General features: G+C 36.2%; 20 protein-coding genes. 6 read left to right on the top strand and 14 right to left on the bottom strand.

What is annotated here, in order from left to right; all coding sequences use genetic code 11:
* The first annotated feature begins 62 nt into the window (after positions 1-62).
* The 5 genes from ccoN to HQN83_RS01015 all read left to right on the top strand — a co-directional run bounded on the left by ccoN (position 63) and on the right by HQN83_RS01015 (position 5,669).
* Positions 63-2,174, top strand: a complete 2,112-nt coding sequence (ccoN, locus tag HQN83_RS01035; protein ID WP_173087715.1) for a cytochrome-c oxidase, cbb3-type subunit I — start codon at positions 63-65, stop codon at positions 2,172-2,174.
* A 182-nt stretch (positions 2,175-2,356) separates the two neighbouring features.
* The gene (locus tag HQN83_RS01030; RefSeq protein WP_173087713.1) at positions 2,357-3,154 is read left to right on the top strand and encodes a cbb3-type cytochrome c oxidase N-terminal domain-containing protein; all 798 of its coding nucleotides are present in this window, start codon (positions 2,357-2,359) and stop codon (positions 3,152-3,154) included.
* A gap of 1 nt (position 3,155) precedes the next feature.
* Positions 3,156-4,553, top strand: a complete 1,398-nt coding sequence (gene ccoG / locus HQN83_RS01025; RefSeq protein WP_173087711.1) for a cytochrome c oxidase accessory protein CcoG — start codon at positions 3,156-3,158, stop codon at positions 4,551-4,553.
* A gap of 4 nt (positions 4,554-4,557) precedes the next feature.
* On the top strand, positions 4,558-4,986 hold the full coding sequence (locus HQN83_RS01020) for a FixH family protein (protein WP_173087709.1): 429 nt from the start codon (positions 4,558-4,560) through the stop codon (positions 4,984-4,986).
* The gene (locus HQN83_RS01015) at positions 4,983-5,669 is read left to right on the top strand and encodes a sulfite exporter TauE/SafE family protein (protein WP_173087707.1); all 687 of its coding nucleotides are present in this window, start codon (positions 4,983-4,985) and stop codon (positions 5,667-5,669) included. The genes HQN83_RS01020 and HQN83_RS01015 overlap by 4 nt, the downstream gene beginning before the upstream one ends.
* A 1-nt stretch (position 5,670) precedes the next feature.
* Here the strand turns inward: HQN83_RS01015 and hemN are convergent, their stop codons facing one another.
* The 4 genes from hemN to HQN83_RS00995 form a co-directional block, all read right to left on the bottom strand.
* Positions 5,671-7,032 carry an oxygen-independent coproporphyrinogen III oxidase gene (gene hemN, locus HQN83_RS01010; protein WP_173087705.1) on the bottom strand — a complete coding sequence of 454 codons (1,362 nt, stop codon included), beginning with the start codon at positions 7,030-7,032 and terminating at the stop codon, positions 5,671-5,673.
* A complete protein-coding gene (locus HQN83_RS01005) occupies positions 7,022-7,495 on the bottom strand; it encodes a Rossmann-fold NAD(P)-binding domain-containing protein (protein WP_173087703.1) in 474 nt (157 codons plus the stop codon). The genes hemN and HQN83_RS01005 overlap by 11 nt, the downstream gene beginning before the upstream one ends.
* Before the next feature lie 81 nt (positions 7,496-7,576).
* On the bottom strand, positions 7,577-8,638 hold the full coding sequence (locus HQN83_RS01000; RefSeq protein ID WP_173087700.1) for a response regulator: 1,062 nt from the start codon (positions 8,636-8,638) through the stop codon (positions 7,577-7,579).
* A gap of 5 nt (positions 8,639-8,643) precedes the next feature.
* Positions 8,644-9,828, bottom strand: a complete 1,185-nt coding sequence (locus HQN83_RS00995) for a PAS domain-containing sensor histidine kinase (protein ID WP_173088772.1) — start codon at positions 9,826-9,828, stop codon at positions 8,644-8,646.
* 130 nt (positions 9,829-9,958) lie between these two features.
* Between HQN83_RS00995 and HQN83_RS00990 the strand changes: the two genes are divergently transcribed.
* Positions 9,959-11,785, top strand: a complete 1,827-nt coding sequence (locus HQN83_RS00990; protein WP_173087698.1) for a hypothetical protein — start codon at positions 9,959-9,961, stop codon at positions 11,783-11,785.
* Between the two features lie 24 nt (positions 11,786-11,809).
* Here HQN83_RS00990 and HQN83_RS00985 read toward each other — a convergent pair whose 3' ends face one another.
* The 10 genes from HQN83_RS00985 to HQN83_RS00935 all read right to left on the bottom strand — a co-directional run bounded on the left by HQN83_RS00985 (position 11,810) and on the right by HQN83_RS00935 (position 23,690).
* Entirely contained in the window at positions 11,810-12,067 is a 258-nt protein-coding gene (locus tag HQN83_RS00985) for a helix-turn-helix domain-containing protein (RefSeq protein ID WP_173087696.1), read from the bottom strand.
* A gap of 177 nt (positions 12,068-12,244) precedes the next feature.
* On the bottom strand, positions 12,245-14,179 hold the full coding sequence (locus tag HQN83_RS00980) for a sensor histidine kinase (protein ID WP_173087694.1): 1,935 nt from the start codon (positions 14,177-14,179) through the stop codon (positions 12,245-12,247).
* A gap of 176 nt (positions 14,180-14,355) precedes the next feature.
* Positions 14,356-14,790, bottom strand: a complete 435-nt coding sequence (locus tag HQN83_RS00975; protein WP_173087692.1) for a hypothetical protein — start codon at positions 14,788-14,790, stop codon at positions 14,356-14,358.
* 165 nt (positions 14,791-14,955) lie between these two features.
* A complete protein-coding gene (locus HQN83_RS00970) occupies positions 14,956-16,053 on the bottom strand; it encodes a helix-turn-helix domain-containing protein (RefSeq protein ID WP_173087690.1) in 1,098 nt (365 codons plus the stop codon).
* Positions 16,054-16,126: 73 nt separating this feature from the next.
* A complete protein-coding gene (locus tag HQN83_RS00965) occupies positions 16,127-18,061 on the bottom strand; it encodes a polysaccharide biosynthesis protein (protein ID WP_173087688.1) in 1,935 nt (644 codons plus the stop codon).
* Positions 18,062-18,088: 27 nt separating this feature from the next.
* Entirely contained in the window at positions 18,089-19,636 is a 1,548-nt protein-coding gene (locus tag HQN83_RS00960; RefSeq protein WP_246254155.1) for a GNAT family N-acetyltransferase, read from the bottom strand.
* Positions 19,633-20,583: a hypothetical protein gene (locus tag HQN83_RS00950; RefSeq protein ID WP_246254152.1), complete on the bottom strand. Its 951-nt coding sequence runs from the start codon at positions 20,581-20,583 to the stop codon at positions 19,633-19,635. The genes HQN83_RS00960 and HQN83_RS00950 overlap by 4 nt, the downstream gene beginning before the upstream one ends.
* A gap of 52 nt (positions 20,584-20,635) precedes the next feature.
* On the bottom strand, positions 20,636-21,439 hold the full coding sequence (locus HQN83_RS00945) for a phytanoyl-CoA dioxygenase family protein (protein WP_173087684.1): 804 nt from the start codon (positions 21,437-21,439) through the stop codon (positions 20,636-20,638).
* Between the two features lie 18 nt (positions 21,440-21,457).
* Positions 21,458-22,492, bottom strand: a complete 1,035-nt coding sequence (locus tag HQN83_RS00940) for a GNAT family N-acetyltransferase (protein WP_173087682.1) — start codon at positions 22,490-22,492, stop codon at positions 21,458-21,460.
* Positions 22,493-22,541: 49 nt separating this feature from the next.
* Positions 22,542-23,690 (bottom strand): glycosyltransferase family 4 protein, encoded by a 1,149-nt coding sequence (locus HQN83_RS00935; RefSeq protein ID WP_173087680.1) that lies wholly within the window; start codon positions 23,688-23,690, stop codon positions 22,542-22,544.
* Positions 23,691-23,742: the final 52 nt, after the last annotated feature.

Raw genomic sequence — 23,742 nt, 5'->3', positions numbered from 1 at the left:
TGATCACGGAGCGGCATACTTAGCTGCAGTACTTTTACAAGCGTTAACTACACATTTTACATATGACTGAAAAATTCTATTACGACAATAAGATCGTCAGGAACTTTGCCGTAGCCACCATTGTTTGGGGGATAATAGGCATGATTGTGGGGCTCCTTGCGGCGATGCAGCTCTTTAAGCCTGAACTAAACATGGGTTCACAGTATACCACTTTCGGACGCATCAGGCCTTTACACACCAATGCTGTAATTTTTGCGTTTGTGGGTAATGCCATTTTTATGGGCGTTTATTACTCCTTACAACGCTTGCTAAAAGCAAGAATGTTTAGTGATGTATTAAGTAAGATCCACTTCTGGGGATGGCAGCTCATTATTGTTTCGGCAGTAATCACGCTTCCATTGGGGTTTACATCATCTCATGAATATGCTGAACTGGAGTGGCCAATTGACATTGCCATAACGGTTATCTGGGTAGTTTTCGGGATAAACATGTTTGGTACGATCATTAAAAGAAGGGAACAGCACATGTATGTGGCCATTTGGTTTTACATAGCAACTTTTGTAACTGTAGCAGTTCTACATATTGTAAACTCATTTCAATTACCCATATCATGGTTTAAAAGCTATTATATGTATGCCGGTGTTCAGGATGCGTTGGTTCAGTGGTGGTATGGCCACAATGCAGTAGCCTTCTTTCTAACCACACCGTACTTGGGCATGATGTACTACTTCCTGCCAAAAATGGCTAACAGACCTGTTTATTCCTATAAGCTGAGTATCTTACACTTTTGGTCGTTGATATTCATATACATATGGGCCGGCCCTCACCATCTTTTATACACTTCTCTTCCTTCATGGGCACAATCACTTGGTGTAGTATTTTCTATTATGCTAATCGCTCCTAGCTGGGGCGGTATGATCAATGGTTTATTAACATTACGCGGAGCCTGGGATAAAGTAAGAGAAGATGCTACGTTAAAGTTCATGGTTGTAGGTTTAACAGCTTATGGTATGGCCACATTTGAAGGCCCGATGTTAGCATTGAAACAGATTAATGCGATTGCTCATTATACCGATTGGATAGTAGCGCACGTACACGTTGGTGCATTAGGATGGAATGGCTTTTTAACCTTCGGAATTCTATACTGGTTGATACCTAGAATTTACAGAACGCCATTATACTCAAAAAAACTTGCTGCATTTCACTTTTGGATAGGCACGCTCGGAATTATTTTCTACGCAGTACCACTTTATTTTGCAGGTTTCACCCAAGGTTTAATGTGGAAGCAATTTACAGAGGACGGGATGTTAAAGTATCCTAATTTCCTTGAAACATTGCTACAAATCATCCCTATGTATGTACTAAGGGCTATTGGCGGTGCCATGTATTTAATTGGCGTAATCGTAATGACCTATAATCTCATAAAAACTGCAAGAGCTGGTAAACTAGTTGCCAATGAACCTGCAGAGGCATTCGCGCTACCAAAAGACTATGAACCTGTTGGTTCAGACAAAAAGTTACACAGAATATTAGAGCGAAAACCAATGGTATTTATGGTGCTCTCATTAATAGTGATCTTAATAGGCGGCATGATTGAGATGATGCCAACATTTACAATAGAATCAAATATCCCTACCATTAGTAGTGTAAAACCTTATTCGCCTCTGGAATTACAAGGACGTGATCTTTATATAAGAGAAGGCTGTGTAAGTTGCCATTCTCAAATGATCCGACCATTTAGGTCAGAAACTGAAAGATATGGTGAGTACAGCAAGGCGGGTGAATTTGTATACGACCACCCATTTCTATGGGGTTCTAAGCGTATCGGTCCTGATTTGGCAAGAGAAGGCGGTAAATATTCAAATGCTTGGCAATTTAACCACCTATTAGATCCTCAAACGATGTCGCCGGGTAGTATTATGCCTCCTTATGAATGGTTGATTAATCAAAAGCTGGACACTACAACCACCATTGCAAAGATTAATGCAATGCGAACTCTTGGTGTTCCTTATGAGGTTGGCTATGAACATAAAGCCAACACTCACCTGGACAATCAGGCAAAAGAGATTGCTGCAGATCTTCAAAAGAATAACGTACGCGTTCAAAGTGACAGGGAAATTATTGCAATTATAGCCTACTTACAAAGGTTAGGCACAGACATTAAAGCTAAATAGACCTAAAATTCAGAAAAGATGTTTAAACAATTTTTAAATCAAGTAGATGATAGCCAGGTGTACCTAATAACATCACTTGGCATATTCCTGGTGTTCTTTATTATGGTGGCAGTATTGCTTTTAATAATGAAGAAAGATAAAATTAAGTATATGAGTGAGCTACCCCTAAATGACGAAGTACAATGACAGATATGTTTATCTGGGCTTTACTGATTACCGCAGTATTGCTCCTGGCAGTTTCTGTACTGCTTTTAAAGGTAATAAAAGTGTATGTTCAGGAAACCCTAAATCCTACTCCGTTTGTAACACCTGAAGAAAGAGAATTAAAGCGGCTGGCAGCTGAACACACAGAGGCAGCGGTTCATAAAGGACCTTCTATTTGGACAAAACTAATGGGCTTGAGACCAATATCTGAAGAAAAGGATATTGTAATGGAGCATAAATTTGATGGAATAGCTGAACTTGACAACCCCACTCCTGCCTGGTTTATGGTACTATTTTATGGAACAATCATTTTTGCTATTGTTTACTTGCTAAGTTATCATGTGTTTGGTTTAGGTAAGCTACAGGAAGAAGAATATACCATTGAACTCAGACAGGCTGAGGATGCTAAAATCGCGTTTCTGCAAAAACCCGGAAGCTCTGCCAATAAAATAAATGAAAACAATGTTGAGCAGTCCAAAGATCCTGCCGTACTTGCAGCCGGTGCAGGTCTGTTTAAAACTGCGTGTGCTCCATGCCATGGTGAACATGCGGAAGGTTTAGTAGGGCCAAACTTAACAGATGAATTCTGGCTTCATGGTGGAACAGTAAATGATATTTTTAAAACCATTAAATATGGTGTGCCCGACAAAGGTATGATTGCCTGGGAAAAAACGATGAAACCCAAACAGATTGCAGATTTAACGAGTTACATCATGTCTCTTAAGGGCAGTAATCCTGCTAACGCCAAGGCACCACAGGGTACAAAACAGAATTAAAATGTCACAAACGCCAGCACATTTTAGAGATCAGGTATCCACGCTTACAGATGATGGTCTAAAGAGAAAGTGGATTTATCCGAAGATAATAAAAGGAAAACTGTACAGGTATCGCTCAGCGGTTAGTTACTTCTTCCTTTTATTACTATTCTCTGCGCCATTTATTAAGCTGAATGGAGAACAACTGATACTTCTGAATGTGCTGGAAAGAAAGTTTGTCTTTTTTGGGATCATTTTCTGGCCTCAGGATTTTTATCTTTTTGTATTGGCACTACTGATTTTCATCGTATTCATTGTGCTTTTCACTGTGATCTTCGGACGAGTATTCTGTGGCTGGGTCTGTCCGCAAACCATATTTCTGGAAATGGTGTTCAGAAAAATTGAGAACTGGATTGAAGGAGATCAAAATCAGCAGAGAAAACTAGACTCCGCACCATTAACCTTTAATAAATTCTCTAAAAAAACGTTAAAACATGTGCTCTTTTTCTGTATTTCATTTCTGATCTCCAATGTTTTTCTCGCCTATCTTATTGGGTCTGATACGCTTATCGAGATTGTCACTGAACCGATTAAAGACCACCTATCTGGCTTTATAGCTATAGGGGTGTTTTCTCTAATATTCTACTTAGTTTTTTCCAGGGTTAGAGAATTGGTCTGTACAGTAGTGTGTCCGTATGGTAGATTACAAGGAGTTCTCCTGGATAATCAAAGTATCATTGTGGCTTATGATTATGAACGTGGTGAGCCTAGAAATAAAGTAAATAAGGGCCTGGAAAATCAGGGTGGAGATTGTATTGACTGTAAATTATGTGTTCAGGTCTGCCCCACCGGTATCGATATAAGAAATGGCACTCAACTGGAGTGCGTTAATTGTACCGCATGTATCGATGCCTGCGATATGGTGATGGAAAAAATTAACAGACCATCGAGACTTATTGGCTTCAAATCAGAGACAGAGATTAAGGATAAAACACCCTTTAAAATCAGTAAGAAAATCTACGGATACTCTGCCGTTCTATTGATGCTAATGACTATACTCTCCTTCCTGTTAATTAAGCGCACTGACGTACAGACAACAATTTTACGAGCTAGCGGAACACTATACCAGCTTAGGGATAAAGACCAAACTGTAAGTAATTTATATACAGCTGAAATGGTTAATAAAACAAACAAAACGGTGGAGTTCGAGATCATACCTGATGATAAGGCTGCGAAAATTCAGTATATCCAAAAACCGGATTCTATTGCTTACGGAGGTAGCACTAAAGTAACGTTCTTTGTTATAATGCCTCAAAAAGCTATCAAACAGTATAAAACTAAAATCGGTTTTAAACTCCTGTCGAACAATAAGGTTGTAGATAGATTTGAAACCACATTTATAGCACCTTCAAACAATTAAAAATATGAATTGGGGTACAAAGTTAATTATTGGAATGCTGTCGTTTATGACTTTCATCGTAGTACTGGCTGTACTTATGATTAGGAGTGAAACTGATGCGCTTGTTGATCAGGATTACTACGAAAAGGGACTGAACTATGATCATGAATTCGCATTAAAAGAGCAGGTAATAAAGGATAATGCATTGCCAGTAATAACATTATCAAATGAAAACTTGATTATAACATTTAAAACTGAAGCTACCGGAACATTAAAAATAATGCGTACGGCAAAAAAAAGCATGGATAGAATGATGAATTTTAAAAGTGACAGCAGTAAAAATGTGATTCTGGCATCCAAAGATTTAGCGAAAGGAAACTGGAAGTTCATTATGCAATGGAAAGCCAACAATGGCAATGCTTATTTAAATGAACAGGAGGTTTCAATACCATGAGCAACGAAAGATTAGCATTTTTTATCGGCTTACTAGGTTCATTGCATTGCATCGGTATGTGTGGACCATTAGCTTTTGCGGTTCCGTTAAGACAATCAGGATGGCTCAGTTTACTATGGAATAAATTACTCTATCAATTCGGACGCATTGTTTCGTACTGTTTATTAGGCGCATTAGTTGGATTAATAGGGAAACAAATATGGCAGGCCGGAATCCAGCAAGGCATCAGTATATTTACAGGGGTATTGATCATACTCGCTGCCGGTTCTAGATTGCTTAAATTCTCTTTTTTTAAGGAAACTTCGGTAAAAATACTGGGTCCATTTAATAAAGTATTTAACTATGCTTTCAAACACAAATTAAATCATTTAATAATCGGAATGATAAATGGCTTGTTGCCATGCGGATTCGTTTATCTGGCGCTGGCGGGAGCATTAAATACAGATAGCGTTAAACAGGGTGTATTTTATATGTTCTGGTTTGGAGTAGGAACAATACCACTAATGCTGGGCGCAGCCATTGTTGTCGGTTTTTCTGGTTTTACTTTTAGAAGGACACTGAATAAAGTTGTTCCTTATGCAATGCTAATTCTGGGTTTCTGGTTTTTATTTAGGGGACTTGAATTAAACATCCCCTATTTGAGTCCACAAAAACCAAATTCCAATACAATTGAATGCAGATAATTTAATCTGCTAAGCTAAATATCTGAGTGCTTGGTACATTTGCCCATAGCCGGGCATCAAACGCCATACATATGTTCCTGAGAAATTTCTTTCCATACTCTGTAACGCGTACATCATAATCTGAAAGCATTACCAGACCGTCTTGAGCTAACCATTTCATTCTTCTTATACCATCTTCTACTTTATCATCCATCTCTTCAGGTTTTTTCCAGGATGTATGTCCTTTACACATCAAATTTAAAATGTGCTTGCGAATTACCAGATCTGTTTCATTTAGGATATGCCCTTTGCTGAGGGGTAATTCTCCGCTTTCTACTAAACTTATGTACTCTTCTACACTTTTCACATTTTGAGCAAAGGCAGTCCAGCAATCACTAATAGAAGAGACCCCTAATCCAATCAAAACACTACTTGGTTGTTCTGTATAGCCCATAAAATTTCTATGCAATTTACCTTCTCGCTCAGCATTATAAAGACTATCTGTTTTCAACGAAAAATGGTCCATACCTATTTCAAAATACCCTCCTTCTATAAGCTGGGCTCTCCCCATTTCATACAAACCCTTCTTCAGATCTACGGAGGGCAACTGATCTTCAGTATACTTACGTTGACCTGGCTTTACCCATGGAACATGAGCATAGCTATAAAAAGCGATTCTATCAGGTTTTAATTTTAGTACAGATTTTATTGTTTTACTTAAGCCGTTCAAGGTCTGGAGTGGCAACCCATAAATCAGGTCATAATTGATTGACTGATATCCCAATTTCCTTGCCTTTTTAGTTATTAACTCAACAGATTTATAAGTTTGTACTCGATTAATTATTGCCTGCACTTTTTTATCAAAATCCTGGATACCTAGGCTCAATCGCTTAAATCCGAGTTTGTATAAAAGGGCAAGGTGTTCATCTGTGGTATTATTGGGATGAGCCTCAAGGCTAAATACAGCTTCTTCATGTAAACCGGATGGCCCAACAAGGCCATTAATCAATAGCTCAAGGTTTTCAGGACTGAAGAAAGTGGGTGTTCCTCCACCCAAGTGTATTTCTTTTATGACAGGCACCATACCAAGATGAGCGGTATATATGGTCCATTCTTTTAGAACTGCTTTAATATAAGGAATTTCGACGCCATGATTCTTGGTAATCCTTGTATTGCAACCACAATAGGTACATAAGCTTTCGCAGTATGGCAAGTGGACGTATAGACTTATCCCTTCTTTACTGTTATTAGTGGCAGTAATGAGCTTATCAATCCATTTGCCTTCATTAAAGCTTCGTTCATCCCAGAATGGCACTGTAGGATAGCTGGTATATCGAGGTGCTGCAACGCGATACTTATCAGTTATAGAGCTACTATTTATCATCTCTACCAAATTTTGCGTTAACGTTTAGCGTAATTTTCTGGCCACATGACCTAGAACATATACATGCATCTCCTAAGCAGCGTTGTCCTTGCCATTTATCCAGATTATTGATGGTTTCTGTGGCAAGAGCCATTGGAAGACCATCTTCATTAATTCCATTTAAAGCTGATGATGGAACGCTAGCAATCTTAATATTTTGATTGCTAGCTTCTTGTTGATCAATATGAGAACTATCAATTGATCTTGTTGCGATATACCTTATACCAAGCTTGGCTAACTTATTAATTACTTTGGCTGATACCTTATCATCGGTAAAAACAACAACTGCATCTTTACCTTCCGCATAGAACACAGTTTCATCCGATAATGAATTGGAAATCAGCGTAATATCATGCTTTTTATGATTGGCTATCGCCAACGGCTCCTTTTCCGTTGACTTAATACTATATGCTACAACTCTCATTCTTTTGAATTTATCTATCAAAATTAAGAGGTAGCCTCCTTTTAAAGAATGAGATTGATCACATCAAAATAGTGATCTTCGTCAGTTTTTCATTGTCTGTAGTCTTAAATGATCGAGGATCAGAATCTGACTGCCCTTTCGTTCAATTAATTCCTCATCCTTAAAGTCACTTAAAATTCTACTTACTGTTTCTGTTGCCATTCCTGCCATTGCAGCAAGATTATCTCTTGACATACTTAATAAGACGCCTTTGGCTGAAGCCTCATTGATATTACTTAATCTTATCAATACTTCTGCCATGCGTTTTCTTACTGAATGGTAAGCTAACTGAAGCAACTGTTCTTCTTTATTCAATACATTGTTGGCTAAAAGTTTAATAAACTGCGCTGCAACTATAGGGTACTTATTAAGCAAAGGCTCTAAAAAATCTTTAGGAAGCAGGCATAGCGATGTATCCGCCATTGCTTCACTGGTTTCCTGATAGTTTTCATTAGCAAGTAATGCAGCAATTCCAAAATATTCATCTTTGCCGTATATTCCGGTTAACAGCTCTCTACCATCCTCCGCTACTTTAAAAGTTTTAATGCTCCCGGAAACTATGAGATACACACCATTCACAGTATCTCCTTCATAATAAACAACCTGTTTTTTCTTTATATGCCTAACCTTTCGTTCAGAAATTAACTTGGCAAGTTCTTCTAATCCCCTGTTACTATTAAAAAGGCTATCCAGTTTATCGAGAGATTGGCTATATAGCTGTTTTTGTAAATCTCTTTTCTTTACCCTGCATTCTATTGCGTTTAACAGCTCTACATCATCAAATGGTTTAGTTAGGTAGTCATCTGCTCCCATTTCCATTCCCTTCCTCATATCAATACGCTCAGTTTTGGCAGTTAAAAAAATAAAGGGTATTGCTGATGTTTCAGGTGTTTTATTTAAAAGGTGTAATACGCCATAGCCGTCAAGCTCAGGCATCATTATATCACATAAAATAACATCTGGCAAGTGTTTTACGGCCAATTCCACTCCATCTTTACCATTTATAGCCTGAAATACTTCGTAATTTCCTAGCATTAAAATTTCGGCGGTACTCTCTCTAATATCATTGTTATCTTCAATAATAAGTATCCTTATTCTCTCCATTAGCTCTATTTATTAAATGACAACGTAAACTTTGTTCCTTTGTCAAGTGTGCTGGTAAAACCCACTGTTCCTTTCATTAATGTTGCATACCTCAATACAATATTTAGACCTAATCCTGTACCAGGAATGTTCCCTGTATTATTTGCTCGGAAAAAGGGTTGAAAAAGCTCCTTTTGATCTAATTCCGGAATCCCTATGCCGTTATCATTAATAGTTACGATGCATGATTCATCGGTAATTTCTGTGTTAAACTCAATAAATGTATGCTCGCCTGAATACTTAATAGCATTCGATATTAAGTTGATCATGCAGTTCTTAAGTAAGTTTTGATCAAGAGAAACCATGCTATTTAAACCCGTGTGCTGGTAAATAATATTTTGCTCCTCCTTGGCGATCATTTGCATTTCTTCTGTGATTTCTTCAGCCAGCTTAACTAGATCAAAAGTTTGGAAAGAAGGTTCAACATTACCTGCTTCAAGACGTTCAAGAGAGAGAAAATCATTCAAAATAGTTGTTAAATTTCCTACTGCATTTTTAATCTTACCTACGTGTTTCCTTATATTCTCGTTATCATATGGGCTGGCATATTTCTCAATAAGAACAGAAGACAGTTGAATGGAGCTTAAAGGAGTTCTAAATTCATGAGATGCCATAGAAACGAATCGACTTTTCATCTGATTTAGTTCTTTTTCCTTTTCTAAAGATGTACTGACCTCTTCTTTTGCAACACTCAAAGCCAGAACCAGCTCTTTTAATGATCTTGTACGCTCATCTACTAGATTTTCAAGCTCAGCTGCGTACTCTTTTAAGCGTTGTTCAGCTTCTTTCTCTTTTGATAAATCATGAATAAATCCAGTGTAAATAGTTCTATGGTCATAATGCACTTCACTTACTGCCAAACGAAAAGGAAATGTTGTTCCATCCTTACGTAATCCCCTAACTTCTCTCCCTTTTCCGATGATCCGTCTTTCACCAGTGCTTTGATAACGAAGAAGATACCCATCATGACCACTTTTATCAGGTTCTGGCATCAACATAGAGATATTCCGACCTATAACTTCCTCTGCAGAATAGCCAAAAAGTTTTAATGCAGCAGGATTAAGACTTTCTACTACCCCTCTGTTATCAATAGTAAGAATCCCATCAATTGCAGTTTCAATAATTGCTTTGAGTAATTTAACTCCATCCATAGTTTTACTTTGTTCAAATGTAATAAAAACACGATTAGGCTCGATATAACCTAAATCACTGCAAACAGTGACCATCATCATATTTTACAAATGCTAATATAATTCTCTTTGCTAAATAAAACAGTTACTCATGCTACACACTTTCCACATTCCTGTTCTTGGATTAGGTTATTCTATTGATACCCCTTTAAAAGTTGCCAAATACGGTATATCTTCTGTCATTTCTATTGTTGACGACGAACTTACTGAACGAATGAGAAAATATCATGCACAAATAAACAACGAGCCCTATCATTTTATCACTAAGAATTCTCCGGATAGCCGGTCAATAAGAATTACAGCTTATTTGAATCTATTGAATAAACTAATAAACAAGCAAATTGATGACCTTAAGACGCTGGATTTTGAAGAAGGTAACGATTTAAACAAGTACTTTGAGCTACTCCCTGAAACCTCTGCATTAAAATTGAAATTCAGATTAATGCAACAATTAACCTTTGGTGATCAAAAAAAGAAATTTGAGCTCGAACTAAAAGATAGCATTGTAGCAGGTAAAATCGATGTCAACATAATGTCGAAAGTGGATAAAGCAAATTATCATGATGGAATATACCTGGGAGATGAAAATACTGACGCATTGGCGGCCTTGCGGGGTTTTGCAAAAAGCACGCTTAACTCAGCCGTAACTATTTCGGCTGGTTTGAACCAGAGATTATACGGCTACATGGAAATCTTTACCGACTTTTTCCCAAATGATAAAGGTGAATTTCCAAAACAAATCATACTAAAGGTGAGTGATTATCGATCCGCAATTATCCAGGCTAAAGTATTAGCTAAGAAAGGACTTTGGGTATCCGAATTCAGAATTGAATCAGGTTTGAATTGCGGTGGCCATGCTTTTGCCACTGACGGGCTACTTATGGGGCCGATACTTCAGGAGTTTAAAGAGAAAAGGTCAGAATTATATACTGAGCTGTTCAAAATATGCTCAGACATATATCGGATAAAGGAAATTAATTTTGATTCCAATTGGAAGCCAAAGCAACGGGTTACCTACCAAGGGGGAATAGGTACAGCAGATGAACATCAATACCTAATTAATTATTACCAGCTTGATGCCACAGGCTGGGGAAGTCCATTCCTTTTAGTGCCTGAAGCAACAAATGTAGACGAACAAACATTAAATGATCTTAGCAGTTCTTCTGAAAATGACTTCTATCTTAGTAATTCATCTCCTCTGGGTGTTCCATTTAACAATTTCAGGAAAAGCAGTGCAGAATTACAAAGACTGGAAAGGATTGCTAAAAATCGCCCGGGAAGTCCATGCTCTAAAAAGTATCTATGTAGCAATACAGAATTTACTGTAGAACCTATATGCACAGCGTCACGACAGTATCAAAATCTTAAATTAGCGCAATTAAAGGCCTTAAATCTCCAGCCTGACGACCTAAAGAACAAAACGGATTTAATTACTGAAAAAGTTTGTCTGTGTGAAGGTCTGTGTTCTTCTGCCTACCTCAAAACAGACATACTTAAACAAAGGGAAAATAAAGCTGTAAGTATTTGTCCAGGACCAAATATTGCCTATTTCTCCAAAGAATACACCTTGAATGAAATGGTAGGTCATATATATGGTCGGAATAATTTGCTGAAAGATATTGATAGGCCCAATGTATTCATTAAAGAACTTGGGCTTTATGTCAGTTATCTTAAAAAGGAAATAGAAACATTTATTTCTGGGTTGAATTTACAGTCTGGGGATTCCAATTCACAAATGGATAAATCAAGTCTAAAGAAAACTCAATACCTCACTAAATTCTGTACTCAGCTTATTGAGGGAATTAATTACTATCATGACATGATAGATAAATCTGATTTAAGGCGTTTAATTTGGAACAATGATCAGATAAAAAAACTTAATGTACTGGCAGTTAATCTTAATCTATTAAAGTTTTAAGTAGCGAAATCGCTGAAGAGTTAGTTATAAAATACCTAGTCCTTCAGTGATTTCATATAATGTACTTAAACTGAAGCAATAGGTTCCACTTAACCATTTATTTATTGTAGATCTATCTTTACCCATTATTGCTGCAAACTCAGCTACGGATATGTTACGTAAGTCCAATACGTTCCTGATAGCTATCGCTAATCTGATAGAACGTAGCTGTTCTTTATATTCTTCTAAATCTATATTCTCATTCAAAAAACGAGACTTGATATGTCTACGAGGATTTTTCATAGGAGTATTTATATGATTATAAACAGTTCAGTTATAGTACCAAATTATAATAAATAGCAAAAAACGCCCCTTACATACTAAGAGTAATGATACTTAATTTGATGAAAATATTTTGTGAAGATTTATGAGGAATGGGAACGACTAATTGTGAAAAGAATTACCATACTGACTTTAAAATCAGGCAGCTGGAGTGTTTGAACTACCAGATAAAAAGAAGTACAATTCTATTCCATTCCCCACTACAGTTTGTCGCAATTCACTTCCGTTAGCCTTTGTATATTCTCTGCACAACTGAAGACCAAGGCCTGTGCCCAGCTCATCTCCATTTGCTTTAGGCTTATTGTCGTCTCCCCTTTCAATAGCAATTTTTGCTTCGGCAATATTTAAAACTACATTGTGAACTGCCACCCTTAATCCTTTCGCCTGACGAACAAGGTTTATAGAGATTTTATTGTCTTCAGGGGAGAACTTTACGGCATTATCTAACAAATTTCTTAGCACGAGTTTTACCTGATTTTCATCTGCATACACGATGTTTTCTCCTATTGCATTAAGCTCTAGCTTAATATTCTTTGAGTGTGCTATGGGCTCATACACCAACATCAATACCTCTGAGAGTTTTTTGAGATCAAACTCTGTAAATTGGACACTTACCTGTTTCATTTGATCTTTAGCCCAAAACAATAGATTATCTAGGGTTAACCTCATCTGATCTATATTTTTACGATTCGCGTTGAGTAGCATATCAAGCTCATCATAGTTCAGCACTCCCATATCTTTTAATGAAAATATACTTTGCAAGCTATTAAAAGGGGTTCTTAAATCATGTGCTACAATGGAGAATAATTTATCTTTTACTCTATTAGAAGACTCTAGTTCGACTATTGTTTCACTTAATTTTAATGTTCGTTCTTCTACAACATATTCCAATCGCTGATTGTGGGTTTGTACGAGCTGCATAATTCTCTCGCGCGCGTTACGTTCACTGCTAATTAACATGCTATAACGATCTCCTAGAGCAAAAGCCAACAGCAACATTTCTATTGTAGTCGTGATAGGAAAAATCTCAAATGTATAATCTCTCACCTCCAATATCCCAATTAAATTCAAGTTTACTAAGATAACCCCAAAAACTCTAAAGAACCATGCAAGCATATAAAATTTGGCCGGCCTATGCCCGTATCTCCATGATGCAATCCCTGCAATACCTAATCCTATCGAAATAAAAACTGTAGTGTACTGAATCATTGAAGCTGCAGTGCTTTTGTAACCAAGTAGGCTCACAACCATCAAGACCAATCCAAGTCCCATCATTATGTAGTACACAGGCTTAATTCGAGGTATCAATACTTGTAAATTCAGGAATTTCCATGAAAACAAGATACCTGACATTGACGACAGCGCTAAAAATACATGGGGATACTTATTTATAATCAACCTGAAATCATATCCAGCCAGATACCCATACCCCCTTAAGTACAGTACCAGATATACAAAACCTGCAAGAAGGTATAACCCATAAAAGAGATACATTCTTTCATGCAGACTGATATACAAAAAGATGTTAAATAGCAATAAAGTTATTAGAACTCCAATGTAAATGGATTCGAGATGCTCTTTCCATGAAGAACCGGAAATATAAGTTTGATGAGTTACTACCTTTATAGGCAATAACATGAAGTTATTTGTTTTTACCCGTAGATAAATTTCCTTAATATCATTTGCTTTGACTGGCTCCGGGAGAGAAAAGATAAAGTTATTATTTGCAATTACGCCCTCTGTTTTAGCCCTAAGACTACCAGCGCGTATCAATTTAGCACTGCCGTTCCCGCCAACAATGTAATAGTCAACATATTCCAAATTGGGGGCATCAACAACAACAAAGCCGCCAGAACCCGTATTGTCCTGATAAACTATTCTTATCCAAAAGGTTGATTTGGTGTTGCCAAAATTAAGAACGGCTTTCTGAGATGGGATGAACTTACCATCATGGTATAGCGCTTTTATTTCATCAAGAGTTAAACTATTTGATGGATCCTCGTGATATAATATTTGTTTACCAATATTAGTATAACCCTGTTGTTCAAGCCGGATTGTATCCTCTCTAGCCACAGAACATAAGGAAAATGACAACAACAGGATTAAACTGAAAAATCGCATCTAGGGTTGGCTATCAGCCGATAAATTATTTCACCATAAGATATAAAAGATAACTCACATTTCAAATAAATAACTGATATCGTCATCTTAAATCACAAACAACCAGCATTAAAAAAATCAAGTCAACTTTAATTCTGTGATTTCAATCCAGAAATACCCGTTACCTGATCTTCGTCTTTATTTTTCGCTTTCTTTCCTTTTTTCTTTTTATTATCGCCATTAAGACGTTCTTCTTGTAATTTATCGAATTCTGCAATTTGATCGCCCTTTAGAATGTTTTTGATGTTATCATTTGTTTCATTTTGAAACTTGTAAAATTTTGTAACATCATCCTCTTTAGAGGTTCCAGCCTGTTGTTTTTTTACAAGCTCAAGTTGCTGACGATACATATCAAACACGTAATTATAGATCACGCTTTTTTGAGTTGGACTCAGAGCTACACGTTCATTTAATTCGTCAATATTCTTAACTGTTAATTCTTGAGCTGTTGGCATCTTCTTTTGTGCACTTGCAAAAGTACTAAGGCCCAACACAAATAATACTAGTAAAATATATGTTTTCATCAATTCGATTTTCTAATGGTGCAATTTAAAGATTTTTATCCTAACCATGTTTCTACTTAGGCTTATATATTTTAAAATACTTCAAAAAGCCATTGGGCTATAGCATAAAAAACAAAAAAGGGCCTCTATTATGATAAAGACCCTTCTCATTTTATACATTCATTCTTATATTGAAGCAACATACATGATTACTCCACTTATTTTTTCTGATTCATTATGCCAAAGATTTACAATGCACTTAAACATATGCCCTTTGTTATTGAAATCGTAAGTTCCGGCGCAATTGCTTATTGTTCCATTGGAAAATCTGTCTTTTAAGACTTCAAGACCTGAACCCACTTCAGTAAAAAGGTCAAAGAAGTTTAAACCCGCTGGATCCCCTTCATGAAGGTCAAATTCTGTCATCCATTGTTCAGAAGCTAAGAGATAGTTCATATCTACATCAAACATTGCCACTGGCATTGGAAATTGGGCTATCAGAATTCTGTTTCTTTCATTAATATCTTCAACGAAAGTTCGTTTCCCAATTTTTTCGCCCTTACTTCTCTTGTATCTGTTATAACACAAAGTGTAATTCGCAGGGTTAGAAAAACCGAGCATAAATGCCATCTGTTTCTTACTGCACCCTGTTCTACTTATGTATTGCTCAGCAAATTCCATTTGTAATCTTCTGTAATAGAGATATGGGCTGGTTTGATAAGTCGCTTTAAAATCGCGCATCAGTTTTGAAACAGAAATATTATGATGAATTGAAAGCTGCTCTACCGTCGGAAATCCTGAAAGGATTACTGTTCCAAGATAATCAGCAATCTGGTGACTTTTATTTGCGGTAAGATCATGTCCTGAACCCGGTTCAGGATTGTTACGGAATTTATCACTTAAGATACTACCTCCCTCAATCCGTGATAAGTCCTTGTTGTAAATATTGGCAAAAAAACCGATTACGTTCCCATTCTCGATATCAGGATAATAGATTATTGTGACCGGACATTTTTCACCTGTGATCGTTTTTATTTCGGATTGATATTTCTGCAACTGACCATCAAGGACTTTGTTTACATATGGCAGGTGATGCTCATGGTAACTACCATTTAGCAAAACTCTTAGACTTACAATGCCTAACAACTCTTCTGGGGCTTTTGCCCACCATTTAAAAAACTCCTTATTTGCAAAACGGCATATTAAATCTATGTCCCAATAAGACCATAAACTAATCTCTGCACGAGACTGCATAATGGAAAACTCATTAAAATTTGATCCCATATAAATTTGCTTTTATCTTTTCACATATTTCTTAGGCAGATATACAGATGTATTAAAAGCAGTACTACTTAACTTACAAGCCTGGTTGCACACTAACGTCCATTAGATCTCCAGTTCTTTCATTTACAACGTCCATGTTTTGAAAATTAGAATTTGCACTGACATACTCAGGAACAATTTCTTTCATTTTTCGAACCATTTCATTGTCATCATTCAATCGGCTCAGCGCCAGCAACTCATCTATTTTACGTTTTACATAGACGTATGGATAATATATTACATTTGATATTTTAATTTTCTCGTGGTACGTAGGCGCTACTTTCTCTGTTTCATTCAATAGTTCTTCATACAGTTTCTCCCCGGGTCTTAATCCAGTAAAGCAAATCTTAATATCAGTGTAAGGTGTAAACCCAGCTAACTTGATCATATTTATAGCCAGATTCAAAATTTTAATTGGTTCACCCATGTCGAAAATAAAAATTTCCCCACCTTTCCCCATTGCAGATGCCTCCAGCACTAATTGTACTGCTTCAGGAATTGTCATAAAATATCTTGTGATGCCTGGGTCTGTTACTGTTACGGGTCCTCCCATTTCGATTTGCGCCCTAAAACGTGGAACAACTGACCCATTTGACCCCAGTACATTCCCAAACCTTGTTGTAATAAATCGTGTTCTGTGAACTAAATCAGTTTGATAGTTTTGTAGGGACTGGATATAGATTTCAGCAATCCTTTTTGATGCTCCCATAACATTAGTAGGTCTAACTGCTTTATCTGTTGATATCATTATGAATTTCTCTACTTCATAATCAATAGCCAGATCAGCCAGATTTTTAGTACCAAATACGTTAGTCAATACTGCTTCCGAAGGATTATGTTCCATCATCGGCACATGCTTTAATGCTGCTGCATGGAAAATTATTTCAGGTCTATAGGTTTCAAACAAATTTTTAAGCCTACTGTAATTCTGTATATTCACTATAAACAATTCACAATTGTTGGCTTTAAATTTATCTTCAATTTCAAGTTGCATCTCATGCAGAGGTGTTTCTGCCTGATCACATAATATGATTAACTGAGGATGACATTTCAACACCTGCCGAACAATTTCAGACCCGATTGATCCGGCAGCACCAGTAATCAAAACCCGCTTACCTTTAAGTTCACATTTGACATTTTCTCCCTCCATGTGGATAGGTTCGCGCTGTAACAGATCTTCTATTTTTAGATCAGGAAGTTGACTCAGTTTTAATTTTCCTTTGAGCCAGTAGTTTGAGGCAGGAACAGAAATAACCCTTATCCCACACTCCATACATTTATCGATAGCAAGTTTTCTGCCTTCAATATCTGGACAATCTTCCATGACAATCATTTTCTCTACACCGTACTTATTTTTTAGAAATGGAATTGATGCAGAGCCAAAAACCCGCTTTTGCTCAATATGTTTGTTTCGTTTGTCTGGATTGTCATCTATAAAACCTAAAATTTCGAAATTCTTTTCTAATGACGAATCTAGCCCCTGCTTAATTAACAACGAAGATCTATCTGCTCCATAAATTAGCAATACCTCTTTAACTACCACTTCCAAATCTTTTAAGTAATGGAACAATTGCTTCACGATAATCCTTAATGCAATTAGCATGGAAGCCGAGATAAAGAAATTTACAATGAGCATAGAAACAAACCACTTGTTCGGTGACAAAAACAAGTAGTTTATCCCACCAAACAATAGACTAGCTAATAAAACTGCTTTAAATACCCGAAAAATATCGTCTACACTTGAATACCTTATAATCCCAGTATGTATCCGCATGCTGACAAAAACTCCCAAAGCAATTACATCATAAACAATCAAGCAGAGAAGAGATTTATTGCTAAGGGCTTCATTAAAATCAGCTTTTTGGATAATCATTAAAGAAGCTCCAAGAGCAAATATTATGATCAGCTGATCAATTAGCAGAATGAGCCATCTAGAGTAGATTTTTTCACAAAACAGAATCTTTTTCATGATATTAAACGTTAAAATAGAGAATAGTTAAGCTTTGTTGGCTTGCAAGCGATAGAGCGGAAAAAAATCGACTTCAGTATCAAGCTCAACTGACTGTTTAGCTAGTAGGTTTTGATAAACATCCTGATTGACAACAAAACGCCAGCTTCTGTAATTAAAAGTAAGATTGGAGAAGTTTGCCTTCCACCTGAATAAGGAATCTTCTTTAAAGCCAACCCCACCACCAAGATTGTAATATTTTACACCTAATTTTCTTCCAATAATAGTGATCTCTTCTGTTAACAGCTTAGCAGGAGAATTTGCCAGATACTCCTCCCTTGTACCTAATAAATGAGCTTCCATTATGTCATTAGTGATTACGACGATTGCACCACATACTGGATAGTCATTATGATCATATACAAATATTAATCTTGCATCAAATTCATCTGAATCAAGTAAAGCTTCAAAATATGCCTGATCAAAGTAGTATGTAGCCGTTGCATCAACACGAAGCATGTTTAGTGTATAGATTGAAGTAAAAATTTTCACATCCTCCTTCGAATTAGCTTCTTTAACATAATAGCCCAATTTTTTAAGATGCTTAATCTTTCTTAAAACCCTTTCCTGATAAGCACTTCTTTGCTCTTCAAGAGACGTCGTAAGGTCAAACACCACCACTTTACCATTATCTACCACCCCTCCAAAATCTTCCATTATTGCCGATTGGTTAAAGAATGGATTTAACCTGGAGAATACCGTTACAATCTTTTCATCCTTTAAAAAATCCAAAAAATTGGTTCTAAAATTATCTACAAAGTGGGAAGATAGTTTGTGAAAGGCTTTATTAGAAATTGGGCCGCTATACCCATATACAGAACTCATATCAAAATATTCAGTATCTTCAATTTCCCTTTTCAGCAATGGAATACCTATAAAATCATCACCTTCTTCATAAACAAATAGCATAGGGACTCCAGAACTATTGTCTAATGAATGATAAATCCACGAATGATAAAAATCATAATTCAAGGCTCTTTTTACCAGATCTTTCCATTCAGTTTCCTGCTCAAGCTTAAGAACATACTGTTTGCCAGATAATTTATTTTTATGTAAATAATCATCTTTCGTTATTTTCATTAGCAGATAATCGCCGGCTCTACTTACCTCAACAAAGCCTTGTTTTTCATAAATTTTAATAGCAGCTTCATTTTCAATACTTACATCAAGTCTCATATTATTAAGATTTAGTGTAAAAAATCCATAGTCAAGAATAAGCTTTGTTGCTTTTACGCCAATACCTTTGCCCCAGTAATCCTGTTCCCCGATAAAAAGATGAAATTCGGCCTGACCATCTGTTATATCGATCAATTGAACATTACCTATATATTTTCCGGTTTTTGTTAAGCATATCGCAAACCTTTTTTGATCAGTTCTCCCGAGTGTGTTATTAAGCCATTCTGTTTCCACTTCTAATGTTATGGGCTCAGAAGGACGAAAGAACGTATACTTCCATAAGGCGGGATTATTCCGCCATCTATAGGATGTTTTAGCATCCTCTAATACCAAGGGCCTTAAATAGATGTTTTCACTCATAATATTGTTTTTAAAACATTAAGCAGTCGTTTCATATCAGAATGCGTATAACGATGATCTATCGGTAATGCAATAAGATGTGTTGTCAAATAGTATTCATACATCTTTTTTGTGGTCCATTCTAATACATTTGGCCAATAAGAAGCCACATAGATGCGTTTATCGAGAAGCTTATTCTTAATCTCGGTAGAAGAAATTAACAGCGGATAAACTAAAGGTCCATTCACAGAAGAAGCATCAAATGAATAATCATTATAGCTTTCCAAAAAATCATGGAGATACATGAAATTAGAATTTCTTCGGTATTTGCAAACTTTGTAATCTATCCCCGACAGTATTCTTTGAGACAATGATGACATTCTTCGTATCGGGTTATTAGAAAGAACAATATTATTGACAATAAAATCTTCATACCCACTTTCAATTCCCGCATCTATGCTTTTTATCAGATGGGAAAATCTATCAAAAGAAATATCCTTTTCCAGTTTTAGCCTTACATCGCTGGTACATTGAAGATATGCTCCATCAGGTACGCCAAAGAATTTACGACAAGAATAGAAAGTATCAACACCTTCTAAGGGTTCGGAAAAAAAAGCTTGAGAATTATCTACTATTAGATTATCAAACTGTTTACTTAACCTGATAACTGTTTCCTGTTTTAAACCAAAATAATTTGTATAAAGAAGGCAATCCTCGGGCCCCACTTCAAAATCAAGAACAGGGTCCATTTGTTCGTCGATAGTATAATATTGAAAATGAATCCCCAGTTTCTTAAGGGGCTCTAACATTACCTCACAGGTATAGTATGGTATATGAACTAATTTATAGCGTTTTACTTTCAGTATATATTCAAATGCATTTCTACCGGTATTTAATTTTAATAACGAAGGATAAAACTCTTCCCCTTTAGGTAGTTGCAATTCTAAATATCCCCCAATAGATTTCATTTTGTTTGAGTATTGATTTTGCATTTTAAAAATAGATTAACGGGATATTTAACTATTCTTGTCCTCTCTGGTACATTCTTTTATGTACTGGTTGATAATACTCCTGCAGATCAGCAGGGATCCTTGCATTGTAGCCAATCACTTGTCTTAAATGATCGTCAAGTTGTTCTCCAAAGTCATAACCTAACAACCTTGGGTAATCCAACTGTTGCTTCATAAATGGTTTTGTATAGGCCATAGTTAATGCCCTTCTTGGCTTATCAGTATAATTTTTACCCGCGGCATGCCACAAGTTAGCATCGAATAGAACGATACTTCCTTTTTTTGCTACGGCTCTATCAGCATAATCATAAAAGTATTGATCATCAGGCTTTTTATCCTCCTTGTGAGAGCCTGTCAATAAATAGGTTGCACCATTATCTAAAGTAAAATCATCAAGAATCACCATCATTTGGACCATCAGCTTAAATGATCCTGTGAAAGTTCTTATATCTCTATGAACATTCTGAACATACGGCATTGCATTTTTCACATTAATTACGGCTCCCAATGAATTGAGAATGTAATTACCTTTTAGGAAATGCAGGATTTGTTCATGAGCGTACTTTTGCTCCAAAAATTTCAGCGTAAACAAATCGCGTTCAACAAGATGGTGTAATGTCCCATCCATATTTAGCGCAATACCATTGGCTTCCTGTATTTTATGTCGTACCTCGTATGCCGGGGCTAAAGAATCATTGATTTCATTAACCAATTCATTGCTTAACGCATTTTCATAAATGATCCAGCCATATTCGCTGATCACTTTATCAAATATTGTGATGTCAGCTTCTGAATAGTCAAATTTGTTCTTCATTTTGAATAAATTTATTTGTTACGCTTTAGTTTGTCTGTATGCAGGGAAATAAGTAGACTTCTGGTTTATTTCGAAACCATTTTTGTGAAGTAATTCATTATAGATGTGCTGGTCACTTACGTAGCACCAGATTCTATCATTGATTCTTAGATCTGAAAAGTAGCTTTTAAACTGAAATAATGAATCTTCTTTTCCTCCTACTCCTCCACCCAAATGGAAAATCTTTTTACCTAACCTTCTGCCAATTAAGCTGATTTCATCTGTTAATAATTTACTTGGAGATTCCTTTAAATACTTCTCAGAAGTTGCAGATAGATGGTTTCTTACCACATTTCCGGAAACCAGAATTAATGCGCCACAGATCATTTCAGAACCATCATAGATAAGAACGAGTTCATTTTCAAACTCATTACTATTCAACAATCCTGTAAAATATTTTTCATCAAAATAATAGCTTTTATTTGCCCCCAAGCGATCCATGTTTTTATGGTACATTCGTGTAAATTCTGCTATTTCACTTTCATCAACAGCATTTTTAATGACATATCCCATTTCACGAAGCTTCTTTATCTGTCTTTTTAATCTTTTGTCGTAGCGAGATCTTTGTTCCTCAATACTTAAGGATAAATCCATGTAAATCGTGCTGCCATTAGGATAAACTCCACCTATATGCTCAAGCAAATATTGCTGATTAAGAAATGGATACAGTCTTGTGAAGGCTGAAACACATTGTTCAGCTTCCAGGAAGCGACTAAATTCGACCTTAAAATCTTGAATTGTTGATTGAGAAATATCCTTGAAATCGACATTTGAGATTGGTCCGGCATACCCGTAAACGGAAGTCATATCATAGTGAGACGAACCTGTTATCTTTCTTTTGATCAATGGAAAAGCTATAAACAGATTCTCTTCCTCATATATGAAAAGGACGGGTTCCCCTTCCAGATTTAATGAGTGATAATACCATGTATGGTATACTTCATAATTATGAGCGCGCTTTACATAATAATCCCAATCCGCTTTTGAGCGGACAATTAAGCATTGATAAGACATGTATTTTGATCTTTTAAGGTGCTGTGTAAATAGATTTAAAGTACGAGAATTAAGCTCCCTCAAGAATGCTAACCATAGTTTGGTTCACTTTATTTACATCAAACTTTTCACTTGCATACTTTCTGCCATTTAAACCGAATCGCGTAACGTCATCGGTATGTCTTATGTAATATTCCATTTTGGAAGCCAATTGTTTAATATCTTTAATGGGTACTAAAAAACCGTTTGCTTTTCTTAGGAGTGGATTGATTGTTTCCCGGCAGCCGACAGAGTTGCATGTAATAACTGCTCTTCCCATGGCCATTCCTTCTAAAAGGCATCTTGGAACTCCTTCTCCGTAATAAGAAGGCAACACTATAACTGAAGACTGATTAATATAAGGCCTAACATCATCAACCAATCCAAAATACTGAATCGTCCCGTCAGATTTTATTTTTGAATACAACTCAGGGCTAATGGCATCTATGTTATCATCGTATGGCCCAATTAGCTTAAAGACAACCTCCGGAAATTTCTCCTTAATTTGCTTCGCTGCATAATAGTATTCTTTAATCCCTTTTGCATTAATTAATCTGGAGATCATCAAAAAGCTAATATTATTTAAGTCTGGAGGAGAATAATCATAGTAGGACAAATCAACTCCTGAGCCATTTACAACATGAGCTATGTTCTTATTTGTGATAATATTTGCTTGAATGAGGGTATTATAGTCATCCCTGTTTTGAAAAATAATCTGTAATCTTTTACTTGCTCTAAGGCTTAATTTCAAGAGAATTCTTGTGATTCTCTGAACCACTGTCTTTCTAGAGCCATTGTCAAGAAAATTATAACCAAGCCCAGTTAGCATAGGAGTGATATGGTTCACTCTACAAAATCTGGCGACAAATGCCCCATAAATCACTGGCTTAAAGGTGTAAGGAAAAAAAACATCGGGTTTGATCACCCTGAGCAATCTGCACAATTCAAAAAGATATTTAAGGTCAGATATCACTGATACATTACTCGGATTTAGGCCATTTTCATATATCTTCACCCCCATCTCAGTAAGTTTATTCTTAATCCAATCTTGTTCAATCTTTGGAGTAAAAATTAGTACCTCATGTTTTACAATAAGTGCTTCTATCAATTTACCTCTGAAATCCAGTAATGAACGTGGAGAATCGCATGAGATCAAGATTATCTTTCTTTCCTTTACCATGTTGATTTAAATTTATAGGTATATATTTAAGGGTCGGAATAACAAAATTATT

The organism is Pedobacter foliorum (assembly GCF_013266735.1).
GTDB lineage: Bacteria > Bacteroidota > Bacteroidia > Sphingobacteriales > Sphingobacteriaceae > Pedobacter > Pedobacter foliorum.
Note: the sequence above shows the minus strand (reverse complement) of the source record. Positions and strands in the feature narration are given on the sequence as shown.